This window comes from Tumebacillus amylolyticus, assembly GCF_016722965.1.
Lineage (GTDB): Bacteria > Bacillota > Bacilli > Tumebacillales > Tumebacillaceae > Tumebacillus > Tumebacillus amylolyticus.
The window spans coordinates 279,452-292,554 of the sequence record NZ_JAEQNB010000006.1; the positions used below are offsets into that span (position 1 = coordinate 279,452).

General features: G+C 57.2%; 10 protein-coding genes. 4 read left to right on the forward strand and 6 right to left on the reverse strand.

What is annotated here, in order from left to right:
- Window positions 1–15 precede the first annotated feature (15 nt).
- A complete protein-coding gene (locus JJB07_RS18880; protein WP_201637628.1) occupies window positions 16–555 on the reverse strand; it encodes a histidine phosphatase family protein in 540 nt (179 codons plus the stop codon).
- 139 nt (window positions 556–694) lie between these two features.
- On the opposite strand from JJB07_RS18880, the gene JJB07_RS18885 reads away from it, so the two are divergent.
- The 3 genes from JJB07_RS18885 (at window position 695) to JJB07_RS18895 (ending at window position 5,364) form a co-directional block, all read left to right on the forward strand.
- A complete protein-coding gene (locus JJB07_RS18885; RefSeq protein ID WP_201637629.1) occupies window positions 695–1,639 on the forward strand; it encodes an aldo/keto reductase in 945 nt (314 codons plus the stop codon).
- Between the two features lie 208 nt (window positions 1,640–1,847).
- Window positions 1,848–3,566 carry a GGDEF domain-containing protein gene (locus tag JJB07_RS18890; RefSeq protein ID WP_201637630.1) on the forward strand — a complete coding sequence of 573 codons (1,719 nt, stop codon included), beginning with the start codon at window positions 1,848–1,850 and terminating at the stop codon, window positions 3,564–3,566.
- 265 nt (window positions 3,567–3,831) lie between these two features.
- Window positions 3,832–5,364, forward strand: a complete 1,533-nt coding sequence (locus JJB07_RS18895; RefSeq protein ID WP_201637631.1) for an aldehyde dehydrogenase family protein — start codon at window positions 3,832–3,834, stop codon at window positions 5,362–5,364.
- A gap of 45 nt (window positions 5,365–5,409) precedes the next feature.
- Here JJB07_RS18895 and JJB07_RS18900 read toward each other — a convergent pair whose 3' ends face one another.
- The 5 genes from JJB07_RS18900 to hutH form a co-directional block, all read right to left on the reverse strand.
- Window positions 5,410–6,642 (reverse strand): MFS transporter, encoded by a 1,233-nt coding sequence (locus tag JJB07_RS18900; RefSeq protein WP_201637632.1) that lies wholly within the window; start codon window positions 6,640–6,642, stop codon window positions 5,410–5,412.
- A gap of 97 nt (window positions 6,643–6,739) precedes the next feature.
- Window positions 6,740–7,711 (reverse strand): formimidoylglutamase, encoded by a 972-nt coding sequence (hutG, locus tag JJB07_RS18905; protein ID WP_201637633.1) that lies wholly within the window; start codon window positions 7,709–7,711, stop codon window positions 6,740–6,742.
- Entirely contained in the window at window positions 7,708–9,003 is a 1,296-nt protein-coding gene (gene hutI, locus JJB07_RS18910; RefSeq protein WP_201637634.1) for an imidazolonepropionase, read from the reverse strand. Before hutI ends, hutG begins: the two co-directional genes overlap by 4 nt.
- Window positions 9,004–9,021: 18 nt before the next feature.
- On the reverse strand, window positions 9,022–10,689 hold the full coding sequence (hutU, locus tag JJB07_RS18915; protein ID WP_201637635.1) for a urocanate hydratase: 1,668 nt from the start codon (window positions 10,687–10,689) through the stop codon (window positions 9,022–9,024).
- A gap of 38 nt (window positions 10,690–10,727) precedes the next feature.
- Window positions 10,728–12,263 (reverse strand): histidine ammonia-lyase, encoded by a 1,536-nt coding sequence (hutH, locus tag JJB07_RS18920; protein WP_201637636.1) that lies wholly within the window; start codon window positions 12,261–12,263, stop codon window positions 10,728–10,730.
- A gap of 272 nt (window positions 12,264–12,535) precedes the next feature.
- On the opposite strand from hutH, the gene JJB07_RS18925 reads away from it, so the two are divergent.
- Window positions 12,536–13,063, forward strand: coding sequence for a type 1 glutamine amidotransferase domain-containing protein (locus JJB07_RS18925; protein ID WP_201637637.1), 528 nt, complete (start codon window positions 12,536–12,538; stop codon window positions 13,061–13,063).
- Window positions 13,064–13,103: the final 40 nt, after the last annotated feature.

Consider the following 13,103-nt stretch of genomic DNA (forward strand, 5'->3'; position numbering starts at 1 on the left):
CATTCATCCCCTATGTTACTTCCACGCCCGTTTGATTTGCACAGCATCCCCTTCAAACGTCAGTACGAAAACATCCGGATTGCGTAACGCTTTCCATGACTCAAAACCAAACGAGTCGTCAAAATGTTTCAAAAGGTGCGTGACAAGACCTCCATGAGACGCAAGCACGGTTGTTTCCGCACCAGACGTCAAGATCTCCTGGACAGCTCCCACGGCGCGCTCCATCACTTGAATGCCGGATTCCCCGCCTTCATAACACAAGTGCAGATCTTCAAACGCCGCTTGCAACATCTCCATCCAATTCGGCTCGTCCTTGGCGGACAGCACACGCTCGCCGAGACGCTCGTCTTGACGGATCGACAGACCCAGACGAGCGGCCAACGGTTCCAGGGTCTGCACAGCGCGCAGATACTGGCTGGCTACCAACTGCTGCGCTCCTACATTTTGTAAAAAATCGGCCAGTTGCTCGGCCTGCTCTTGCCCTTCCTCCGTCAAGGGTGCGTCCTCCGCTTGTCCTGCCGCTTTGCAATGACGAACTACGTAGATTTTTTTCAAAGTCTCCTCGCCACCTTTTTCCAATTATGTACCTTGTCAGTATACTTCCTCCTTGCACACAGTGGAATAACTTTGCAAGCCTGTAGGGTTTTGCTATACTTGTAGAATTGAATTTATGAGCGCAAGGAGAGTTGAAAACATGACAGCACAGTTTACCCGCACCCTTTCCTTTGGTCCGCAGGAAGTGGAAGTCAGCGCATTGGCGCTGGGTTGTATGGGGTTGGCGGGCACGTGGGACCCGGAGGAGTTCTCCGCCGATCATCTGAAGCGCGGCATCGCAGCTCTGGAAACGGCGGTCGAAGCGGGCATTACGTTCTACGACCATGCCGACATCTACGGGCGCACGATGTGTGAGAGCGTGTTCGGCGAGTTCCTCGACATGAACTCCGGCCTGCGCGAACGTTTGTTTCTCGCTTCCAAATGCGGCATCATCCTCGGCGATGAGCAGACTCCGTATCATTACAACTTGTCCAAACCCTACATCTTAGAGAGCGTCCAAGGTTCCTTGAAACGTCTCCAGACCGACTACATCGATCTCTACCAGATCCACCGCCCCGATCCGCATACACACCCGCGCGAGACGGCCTCCGCGCTGAACCAACTTGTCAAGGATGGTCTCGTCCGCTACATCGGCGTTTCCAACCACTTGCCTTCACATGTATTGGCTTTGCAAGCCTACCTCGACGTGCCGATCGTCTCCACGCAACCGGCGATTTCGCTGTGGAACCAAGAGACGATGTACAACGGCGTCCTCGATCAAGCTCTGGAAAAAAACATTCGCCCACTCGCCTATTCTCCGCTTGGCGGCGGCGTGCTGGCGGGAAAAAACTTGGAGAAACACCAAGACGACCCCCGTCTGCCGAAGTTGCTCACCGCATTCGAAGTCCTCGGTGAGAAATACAACGCCACTCCGGCACAACTCAGCCTCGCTTGGCTGATGCAACACCCGGCGGGCATCATCCCGCTGTTTGGCAGCAACAACCCGGAAAACATCCGCGAAGCGGTCGGCGCCACACGCATCGAACTCAGCCACGAGGATTGGTACATCCTCTGGTCGGCAGGACGAGAACTTCCACTTCCGTAAGTACTAAACAATACTTTATACCTATAGTACGCTTCGATAAATAGGTCGAAGCGTACTTTCCTGTCTTTTCGGCTACATGATCCGATTAAATCCTTAGGTATACTGAACCAAGTAGATTTACCCATATTTTTTTCGGGATTTGAAAAGGTGTTTGAAGTTTCTTGGAGAATTTGTTTCTAAAGTAAGTCGTGGAAAGGGGATTCGAGCCTTGTCATTTAAGCAACTCGCGACTGGTACGACTCTTCTCGGCTTGATCCTCGTTCTCATCGTTGCCATCTCGATCTCACCGAATCTTCACACCCATGACGCTTTGATTTTGGTCACGCTGTTTGGCTTGTACGGGTTTACGGAGTTTTTTCCTCTGAAGCGCGATCAATTCTCGATTTCGTTGCTGCTGTGTGTGGATCTTGTGATTTTTGTGAAGTTCGGTCTGGTTGCGCTCGTGTTCACGAGTCAGGTCGTTCACTTCTTCTCTAGATGGTACCGACAACGGAAGTTTGAATTTTGGAAGACCCTTGCGAACAACGGGATGTTCCTGTTCGTTAATGGAGGTTCGTCCGCCACGTTCTATCTGCTCGGCGGCACCCACCATGACAAGATGTCGGTGAATTTGTTCCCGCTGTTCGGGTATTGTGCCGCCCACTTTCTGTTCAACCACCTGATTCTCTTCCTGTACTTCCGCAAATTAGACGGCACAACGACTTTTCAGGCGCATTTGAAGCGCACCAAGTTCGACATCTTCTCCACCCTGTTTGCTGCCTCCCTCGGTTTTCTCGTCATCATGCTCTATGAGGGGGACGGGCTGTACGGCCTGATCGCCTTCGGGATGCCGATGGTGCTCTGCGTATACGTTTTCAAACTGTTCAACGACGTGTGGAGGTCGAACACGCTGTTTCGCAATTTGGCCGCTCTGACTGGGGACTTCTCAGGTGTTTTGGAAGTAGAAGCCTTGTTTGCCCGCGTGACGGAAGAATTACCGAAGTGGTTTGACAACGTCCACTGTGTGATCTTCCTCCGTCAAGACGAGAACTTGAACGCCATCTCCCGCTCGGCCGGGTGTGGAAGCCAAGACCTCGACGCGCTGCACCGCTATCTCTCCCAGCATGAAGACTCTCTGCGCGATGACCCGACGCTCACGAAGCGGCTCGGCGATGACCCGCAGTTTGCCGGGACGGTGTACAAAAACTTGGTGGTCGCTCCGTTCCATTCAAGCTATGCCGATTACGGGTTCTGTTGCCTGCTCGCACCGAAGAGCAATATTTTTGACGCCACGACGCTCGATGCCGTTTCCATCCTCGCCAACCAACTCTCGATCTCGTACCACAATGCGATGCGCTACGAGAACGTCGAGAAGCAGAGCTTGTACGACGAACTCACCCAATTGCCCAACCATCGCTATGGGGAGAAGCGGTTGACGGAAGAGATGGAGATGCTGACCGACGGAGTTGCGCTGTCTCTCCTGCTGATCGATTTGGATCATTTCAAGAAAATCAACGATACGTACGGACATCTCGCGGGCAACAAAGTCTTGCAGACCATCGCCCGCACGTTCGAAGACGCGCTGGAAGGCCGAGAGTTCGCCGCCCGGTACGGCGGAGAGGAATTTATCATCGTGTTGCCGGGCTCCGATTCGGCGCAGGCTCTGCGTCTTGGCGAAGACATTCGCTCCACCGTGGAAGCGATGGAAGTTCCCGTGCCGACGCTGGACGGCAACATCGTGACCATCAAATTGACCGTCTCGATTGGGATCGCCGCCTATCCGGACGATGCCGAAGACTCGCTGTCGCTGATGCGCTTCGCTGACCGTGCCATGTACATCGGTGCCAAACGAGCCGGACGCAACCGCGTCGCCCTCTATCGCGAGGAGAAGGAAAGCGCCGGATCGCGCCCCTCAACTGCTGATGTTCACGAAGGCTCCTGCATCTAGAGAGACGAAGACCTTCCCCACCGTCGTGTGGGGAAGGTCTTTTTTTTTCTATCGCTTGGACATCTGGAAAATTTCAAACAGGGCGAGGACGATGAAAAACACCCCCACCACTTCCAGCCAACTCACCGCCATGAAGACATCCGGATCGCTCATGTTCATAGGCACGCCTCCTCTCCCCCTGCATCTGTCGTTGCTAGATGATATGCAAGAGGGTCTGGGATCAAGTACAATAGTCATACCAAGAACTGCAAGAGGAGGAACTTCCATGAGCAGCCTCACCCAAATCAACCCGGCTACAGGTGAAATTTTGACCCCTGTAGAGGAATGGAGCGCCGACGAAGTTCGCGCCGGCATGGAGCGGGCCCGCTCCGCATCTCCCGGCTGGGCGTCCACTCCGCTGACGGAACGCCTGCGCTATGTCGCTCGTCTGCGCGAATACATCACAGATCATGTGGAAGAGCTCGCCCGCGAACTCGCCTCCTATACGGGCAAAGTGTATACCGAAGCGATGGTGTTGGAGGTGTTCCCCGTCGCCGATTCGCTGGCGTATTACGAGCAGAATGCCGTGAAAATTCTGGCAGCTCAGCGTGTGAAGACCCCGATCGTCTTCTTCGGCAACCATTCCTATATTGAATACAAGCCGATGGGCGTTATCGCGGTCATTGCACCGTGGAACTTCCCGTTCCTGCTCTCGGTAACACCTGTGATCTCCGCACTGCTTGCAGGAAATTGCGTGATGCTCAAGCCCTCCGAAGTCGCTCCGGGTGTCGGTGTGTTGATCGAGCGCTGCTTCCAAGCGATGAAGCTCCCCGACGGGGTGTTTCAAGTTGCGCACGGGGGCCGTGAAACGGGAGCGGCGTTGACCGCGTCTCGTCCTGATAAAATTTTCTTCACCGGCAGTGTCGCAACGGGTCGCAAGATCATGGCGGCCGCCGCCGAACACTTGATCCCCGTTGAACTGGAATTGGGCGGCAAGGACCCGATGATCGTGTTCGAAGACGCCGATCTCGAACGTGCCGCCAACGCCGCCGTCTGGGGTGCTTTTACGAATGCGGGTCAAGTCTGCATGTCGGTTGAACGCGTGTACGTTCACGAAGCGGTCTACCAAGCCTTCCTGACCAAAGTCTTGGAAAAAACAGCCGCGCTCCGCCGAGGCGTCGACTACGGCTCGATGACGTTCCCCCCGCAAGTGGAGATCGTGCAGACTCACTTACGCGACGCCGTGGCTCGCGGTGCGAAGGTCGAGTGTGGCGGTCGGGCGGCTGAGGACGGGACTCTCTACTTTGAACCGACGGTCGTGTCGGGAGTCGACCACAGCATGCAACTGATGATCGACGAGACGTTCGGGCCGGTGCTTCCGATCATGACGTTTCGAACGGAGGAGGAAGCCCTGCGCCTCGCCAACGACTCCATCTACGGTCTCAACGCGTCGGTGTTCACCCTCGATCTCGCAAAAGCGAAGCGCGTCACCCGGCAATTGATCTCCGGCAACGTCTGCATCAACGAAGTCATCACGTCGATGGCGAACCCTCACTTGCCGTTTGGCGGGGTTAAACAAAGCGGCATGGGCCGCTACCACGGGCCGATTGGGTTGCACACGTTCTCTCACCAGACGTCTGTGATGGCGAGCCCCGGCAAGAAGCCTCGCGAGATCGGCTGGCACCCCTATACGCCCGACCGAGACCAAGCCTTGGCAGGTCTCACCCGCCTGCTCTACGGTCGCAATCGCTCACAAGGGTTGAAGTCGTGGCGAGTGATTCTCCGCGAACTCCTCGGCACCTACAAGAAACGATCCTAAAAAAAGGGACTGTACCGCCCAGGCGGTACAGTCCCTCTTTTTCACTTACGCTTCGGCGCTCTCTACTTTGTTCGGCAACAAGCGGAACAGCGGCAGAACGGCGACCATCCCGATCAGGAAAAACACACCCGAGATCGTGTACACGATCGACAGAGAGGTCAGACCTTTCAACATGCCGGCCAAACTCATCGTGATCACCATCATCCCCATGAACAGCGGGTTGAGGATGCCGTTGACACGACCGATGAACTGCTCCTCCGTTGCTTTGAGCATCATCGTGTTGATGCCAATCTGGATCAGCGGCATTACCAGCCCACTGAAGAACTGTGCTGCAAATGTCAGATAGATGCTCGTCGAGAAGCCCATCATGACGACCGTAATCGCAGAGACGATCATCCCGATGGTGAGCATCAACTGCGGCGGCATTTTTTTGCCGATCGTCATGGCGAGACCTCCGCCGACGATCATGGCGACGCCGTTGATCATCAGCAACCATTGGAGGAACTCCTTGGGCTGGCCCAACTGCTCCAAGACGACGAACACGCCGAGCGGCTGGATGAGACCGACTGCCAAGCCCGCCCCCATAAAACCGCCTGCCATGCTGCGCAGAACCGGGCGTTTCAGCACATAGCGAACGCCCTCTTTCATTTCCTGTCCAAGCGAGGTCGTCGTGCTCTGTTCCTCCACTCGATCCGGCGGGAGGAACATCAACGTCGCTGCGGAGAGCAGGAACGCGATGCCCATGATCCCGACCGACCAATGAATGCCGTAGGTTTGATACACCCAGGTACCGAGTGCCGGGCCGATGATCATGAACATCGCGAACATCGTCTGGTACATCGACATGCCCATCTGCATCTGTTCTTCCGGCACGTGGAGTTTGAACAGCTTCATCCCCGACGGCTGCGAGAACTGCGAGAGAATCGCAGAAACCAGCGTCGCGAAGAAGATCACTTGCCACGTCCCCACCAACAAGGTCAGCAAGACCACGAACACGGAGATCGCACTCAGGAAGTCACACCAAACCATCGTGCGCTTCGGACGCCAACGGTCTGCAAACGTACCGCCGATGAACGAAAACAGGAAGATCGGCGCAAACTCCGCCACCGAAATCAACGAAACCGCGGTCGGATCGTTGTTGGTCTTCTCCATAACGTACAACAAAACTGCAAAATTTCGGATCCAGATGCCCAACTGCAAGAACAGGCCGGACAACAAGATCGCACGAACGAAACGATTACGGAAAAAACTTGCCGTGCTGGAAGTGCCACTACTCAAACCTAATTACCCTCCTCGAAATCCCTGAATCTCTCTATTTTTCAATTCCCAGTTTACCACATCAAAGGCAAACCGCAATCCAACCGGAGGCGGAGGCTCACTCCGACGTTGGACGTTGGCTGAAACCGGCGAGGAACGTCAGCAAAAACTGCACCGTCATTCGCGTGGTCAAGTTGCGCACATCGACGGTCGGATCGAACTCGACGAAGTCCAGACCCTGTACCTGCGGCAGCTGACCGAGTCTGTACAGAGCATCCAGCGCGTCCCAAGGGTTCATCCCGCCTGTGCCGACCGCCGGACAACCCGGTGCATACGCTTGGTCGATCACATCGACGTCAAACGAGACAAACAACGCTTCCGTCCCGTCCCCCGCCAGCTCCAACGCTTGGTCGAGCACAGCGTCAATGCCCATACGTCGGACATCGCGAGACGTGAAGATGTGAACGCCGTGGCTTTTCACATACTCGTGGTAGGCTTTGGAATTCATGAAACCCCGGATGCCGATCTGGACGATGTGACGACCCTCCACGACTCCCGACTCCAACAGTCCACGGAACGGCGTGCCGTTGGTCGGACCTCCGTCTTCGAGATTGCGCACGTCGTGGTGGGCGTCGAAGTGGAGGATGCCGATTTTTTTGTCCGGGTATTTGGCGGCGAACGCTTTGATCGACGGGCACGAGGTCGAGTGATCGCCTCCGATCAAGATCGGGACGAGGTGTGGGTGTTCCTGATAGAGTGCGCTCAGACCTTCTTCGATGCGGCGATGGCACTCGTGGATGTCGGTCGGGTGCATCTGGATGTCGCCCAAGTCGCGCACAGCGAGGGTTTGCAGGTCGACACCGTACTCCAAACTGTACGTGGTGAACGATTTGAACGCCGCTCGGACGGCAGCCGGGGTGGTGGAAGCACCGGAGTGCGAAATCGACGGTTTGGAGAGCGGCAGGCCGATGAGACCCGCCGCGATTGATTCCCGGCCGTCCCACTGGGTCAGCCAGTGGGCGACTTTGGTTTCCATATGATCGCGAAACGCCGCTTGCTCGGGAGTTTTCAGGAACGGGATCTCGCTCATACGGTTACCCCGCGTTCCCAGACGACGACACGACCGTCCTTGAGTACACCGAACGTGTGGTTGATGCCGAAATGATACGGCAAGTACGCCAAGTTCGGGGCGTCAAAAATCGCGAGGTCCGCTTTCTTGCCTCCTTCGATCGTTCCGATCTCAAAGCCGCGACCCAGCGCGTTGGCGGCGTTGATCGTGCAAGCGGTCAGAATTTCCTCAGGGGTCATCTTGAGGTTCACAGATGCCAGCGCGATGATCAGTTGGATCGACTCGGTCGGGCAAGAGCCGGGGTTGTAGTCGGTGGACAGCGCGACCGGCAGTTCGTAGGTGTCGATCATATCGCGAGCTCGAGCGTGTTGGGTAAGGCCGAGGTTGAACGACGTCCCCGGGAGCAAGACGGGAATCACACCTGCGTTCGCCATCTCTTGCATGCCCTCATCTGAAGTGGCCAGCAGATGTTCCGCCGAGATTGCGCCCACTTCTCCTGCCAATTCCGCCCCGCCGAGCGGCACGATCTCGTCGGCGTGAATCTTCGGAATCAAGCCGTTACGCTTGCCTTCCATCAAGATACGGCGAGATTGCTCCACGGAGAAAACGCCATGTTCACAGAACACGTCGCAAAACTCCGCCAAGCCTTCGTCGGTGACGCGTGGGAGCATCTCGTTGACGATGAGATCGACGAACTCCTCCTCGCGTCCCTTGTACTCCGGCGGAACGGCGTGTGCGCCCATAAAGGTCGAGACGAGGTCAAGAGGATGCGTTTCGTTGAGGCGTTTTGCGACACGCAACTGTTTCAACTCGTCTTCGAGAGTCAGGCCATAGCCGCTTTTTGCTTCGACGGTGGTGACGCCTTGGAGCATCATCTCGTTGAGACTCTTGCGGGCTTTGGTGTAGAGGTCGTCCTCACTTGCTTTGCGGGTTGAAGTTACGGTGCTGAGGATGCCGCCGCCCATCGCGAGAATCTCCAAGTACGGGACGCCGGAGCGTTTCAGCGCCAGTTCGTGCTCGCGGGAACCGCCGTGAACGAGGTGGGTGTGCGGATCGACGAGACCCGGTGTGACCAAACGTCCGCCGGCGTCGAGTTCTTCGTGAATTTCGACGCCCGCTTTTTGCAACGTCTCGCGCACATCTTGTTCAGTACCGACGAGTGCAATCCGGCCGTTTGCGATGGCGACGGCCGCTTTTTCGATCACTTGCAACTCCTTCATGCTCGCCCCGCCGCGCGGGTGGTTGCCCTGCGGCGTGACGAGGGTGCCGATGTTGTGGAGCAGAACATCAATCGTGGTCGGGATTTTTTTCATGAGGTCACAGTCCCCTTTCTAAGCTTGGTCGCGCATCGGGACGCGGACACCGTGCTTCTCAGCCGATTCAATCGCTTCGTCGTAGCCTGCATCGACGTGGCGGATGATGCCCATGCCCGGGTCGGAAGTCAGAACGGCTTGCAGTCGCTCTGCTGCTGCATCGGTGCCGTCTGCCACAACGACCATCCCCGCGTGCAAGGAGTAGCCCATGCCAACACCTCCGCCGTGGTGAACGGAGACCCAAGAGGCGCCCGCCGACGTGTTGATCAATGCGTTCAAGATCGCCCAGTCGCCCACTGCGTCGGAGCCGTCTTTCATCGCTTCCGTTTCGCGGTTCGGAGAAGCGACGGAGCCACAGTCGAGGTGGTCGCGACCGATGACGATCGGGGCTTTGAGCTCGCCGTTTTTCACCATTTCGTTGATCGCGAGACCAAACTTGGCGCGTTCGCCGTAGCCGAGCCAGCAGATGCGCGCCGGGAGACCTTGGAACGCGACGCGTTCGCCCGCCATCGTGACCCAACGGCGCAGGTGGTCGTTTTCCGGGAACAGTTTCAGCACGAGTTCATCCGTTTTGCGAATGTCTTCCGGATCGCCAGAGAGCGCCGCCCAACGGAACGGGCCTTTGCCTTCGCAGAACAGCGGACGGATATACGCCGGTACGAAGCCTGGGAAGTTGAATGCGTCCTGCACACCTTCGTCAAACGCCACTTGGCGGATGTTGTTGCCGTAGTCGAACACGACGGAGCCCATTTTTTGCAGATTGAGCATCGCTTGGACGTGCTTCGCCATGCTGGCTTTGGAGAGTTCTACATAGCGGGTCGGGTCGGACGTGCGCAGTTCAGCCGCTTGTTCCAGCGAGTAGCCTTCCGGGATGTAGCCGATCAGCGGGTCGTGCGCCGAGGTTTGGTCGGTCACGAAGTCCGGCTTGATGCCGCGGTCTACGAACTCGGTGAAAATTTCAGCGGCGTTGCCGAGCAGCCCGATGGAGAGCGGCTTGCCCGCTTGTTTCGCTTCGTCTGCGAGGGCCAGAGCTTCGTCGAGCGTTTCGGCGAGCACGTCGCAGTAGCGAGTCTGGATGCGGCGCTCGATGCGGGTACGGTCGACTTCGACCGCGATGACGACGCCGTCGTTCATGGTGACGGCGAGCGGTTGCGCCCCGCCCATACCGCCAAGACCAGCTGTGAGCGTCAGGGTCCCGCGCAACGTGCCGCCGCTGTGCTGGCGAGCTGCTTCTGCGAAGGTTTCGTACGTTCCTTGGAGGATGCCTTGGGTGCCAATGTAGATCCAGGAACCGGCGGTCATCTGGCCGTACATCATCAGACCCTTCTGCTCCAATTCACGGAAATGTTCCCAGTTCGCCCACGCCGGAACGAGGACGGAGTTCGAAAGCAGGACGCGCGGCGCACGCTCATGCGTTTTGAAGACGCCGACCGGCTTGCCGGATTGAACCAGCAGGGTTTCGTCGCTTTCCAGACGTTGCAGTTCACGGACGATGGCGTCGTAGGACGGCCAGTTGCGGGCCGCTTTGCCGATCCCGCCGTAGACGACGAGGTCTTCCGGGCGTTCTGCGACTTCCGGGTCGAGGTTGTTCATCAGCATGCGCATCGCCGCTTCTTGGACCCAGCCTTTGCAGTTCAGTTCAGTGCCGCGCGGAGCACGGATGGTTCGTTTTTGTTCGGTGGTCATGGGGAATTCCTCCTTGGGGGTGTCGGTGAGTATTTTTATTAGTACAGAGGACCGGTGATCGCTTCCACCGCCGTCTGCCAATTCCCTTGCAACAGTTCGTGTGCCACGTTTTCAATCTCTGTGGAGGTCGAGCGGTCGGTCAGCACCGGAGGCACGATCGCACGCAGTTGGTCGTACAGTTTGCGAGTCGCCGGCGCAAGTCCGTCCGCCCCGACGAATTCAGCCGCTTCGGCGGCGCAGATCAATTCGATGGCGAGCACTTTCGCGACGTTCGCAATCACCATGTCTGCATGGCGGGCAGCGGTTGTGCCCATCGAGACGTGGTCTTCTTGGTTGGCGGACGACGGGATGGAATCGACGCTCGCCGGATGAGCGAGCACTTTATTTTCCGAAACCAGCGAAGCCGCGACGTATTGGGGAATCATCATGCCCGATGCGATGCCGGGGTTGTGGCTGAGAAACGCCGGCAGTCCCGACAGAGCCGGATTGACCAGACGTTCGGTGCGGCGCTCGGCGATGTTGGCCAGTTCGGACATGCCGATTTTCAGGAAGTCCATGGCAAACGCGATCGGCTGTCCGTGGAAGTTGCCGCCGGAGATGACTTTGCCCTGCTCGACGAACAGCAGCGGGTTGTCCGTCGCGGCGTTAATTTCAATCGCGAGTTTCTCTTCTGCGTAGTGCAAGACTTGGCGGGTTGCCCCGTGTACTTGCGGGAGGCAACGCAGCGAGTAGGCATCCTGTACACGAATCTCGCCCGGTTCGGTCGTGAGTCGGCTTCCTTGCAACAGCGTGCGCAAGTTCGAAGCGACGCCGATCTGCTCCGGATACGGGCGAACGAGGTGAACGTCCTCGTCAAAAGCGGCGGGGATGCCGCGCAGAACTTCGGTGGTCAGGGCGGCGATCATGTCGGCCGCTTTGGCCAAGCGAAGCGCTTTGACCAGGGACAGAGTTCCGATGGACGTCATCGCTTGCGTGCCGTTGATCAGGGCGAGCCCTTCCTTGGCTTGCAGAGTGATCGGTTGGAGGTTGGCTTTTGCGAGCGCAACGTCCGACGGGAGCCGCTCTCCTTGGTAATACGCCTCTCCTTCGCCCATGAGAACCAGCGCAAGGTGCGACAGCGGCGCTAGATCGCCGGATGCTCCCAAGGAACCTTGCGACGGAACGACAGGATGTACGCCAGCGTTCAAGCAATCGATCAAAAGTTGAAGCGTCTCGGGGCGGATGCCCGAGTAGCCTTTTACCAAAGCGTTGGCGCGCAGCATCATCAGTGCGCGCACGGTGGCTTCCGGAAGCGGTTCCCCGACGGCGCAGGCATGGCTGCGGATCAAGTTGGCTTGCAATTGGACCGCGTCCTCCGGCGAGATGTGTACATCGCTGAACTTGCCGAATCCAGTCGTGACACCGTAAACGACCTTGCCGGACGACACCAAGTCCTCTACCATGCGGCGGCATTCTGCCACGCGCACCCATTGTTCCTCGCCGACAACAACCTTCGCCCCTTCAAACGCAACGCGGGCCACGTCCTCTGCGGTCACCGTCGTCCCATTGAGCTCCACATCTCGTACTGATATCATGTTGCTTCTTCCCCTTTCTTGCTTTAGCAAAAGAAAGGGACTGGGCGGAAGCTCTCGCTTCCACTCAGTCCCTTTTTAAAAAGAGGAGTTGCTGATGCAGTTGTCCAGTATCCAAACGGGCGATCCAGTTCCAATGCCTCATCGCGACCCCTCACCTTTTCCTAGAGTTTGATCCTTCTAATTATTCATATAATCGCTGATGGGTTCCTCGGTTGTCAAGTTTGTGTGGTAAAGTGGTAGTACGCAGAATTATTTTGAGGAGGTTTTTTTAGATGCGTTTGCAAGGCAAGAAAGTCATCCAGTTGGTGGAGCATGAATTTGAAGACTTGGAACTCTGGTATCCGGTGCTTCGTCTGCGAGAAGAGGGTGCAACGGTACATATCGTCGGTCCGAAAGCGAACGAAACGTACACAGGCAAGTACGGCGTGCCGATTCAGACCGACTTCGCACACGAGGAAGTGAAAGCCGAGGACTATGACGCCATCCTCGTTCCCGGCGGCTGGGCTCCGGATAAAATTCGCCGTTATCCCGACGTGTTGCAACTCGTCCGCGACATGCACGAAGCGAAAAAGCCGATCGGGCAAATTTGCCACGCCGGCTGGGTGTTGATCTCCGCCAAGATTCTGCAAGGGGTCAAAGTGACCTCCACCCCCGGCATCCGTGACGACATGGAAAACGCGGGCGCGATCTGGTTCGACGAACCTGTGGTCGTGGACGGTCACATCATCTCCTCCCGCCGCCCGCCCGATCTCCCGCCGTATGCCAAAGCGTTTGCAGATGCATTGGCTGACAACAACTAATATGAAAAAAAGTCCTTCGCATGCAGGTCTGCGAAGGACT

What these genes read in the sequence shown, in the direction of transcription:
- JJB07_RS18885 (WP_201637629.1), top strand. Translation starts at nt 695, where the DNA reads ATGACAGCACAGTTTACCCGCACCCTTTCCTTTGGTCCGCAGGAAGTG.
- JJB07_RS18895 (WP_201637631.1), top strand. Translation starts at nt 3,832, where the DNA reads ATGAGCAGCCTCACCCAAATCAACCCGGCTACAGGTGAAATTTTGACC.
- hutG (WP_201637633.1), bottom strand. Translation starts at nt 7,711, where the DNA reads ATGAGCGAGATCCCGTTCCTGAAAACTCCCGAGCAAGCGGCGTTTCGC.
- hutI (WP_201637634.1), bottom strand. Translation starts at nt 9,003, where the DNA reads ATGAAAAAAATCCCGACCACGATTGATGTTCTGCTCCACAACATCGGC.
- hutU (WP_201637635.1), bottom strand. Translation starts at nt 10,689, where the DNA reads ATGACCACCGAACAAAAACGAACCATCCGTGCTCCGCGCGGCACTGAA.
- hutH (WP_201637636.1), bottom strand. Translation starts at nt 12,263, where the DNA reads ATGATATCAGTACGAGATGTGGAGCTCAATGGGACGACGGTGACCGCA.
- JJB07_RS18925 (WP_201637637.1), top strand. Translation starts at nt 12,536, where the DNA reads ATGCGTTTGCAAGGCAAGAAAGTCATCCAGTTGGTGGAGCATGAATTT.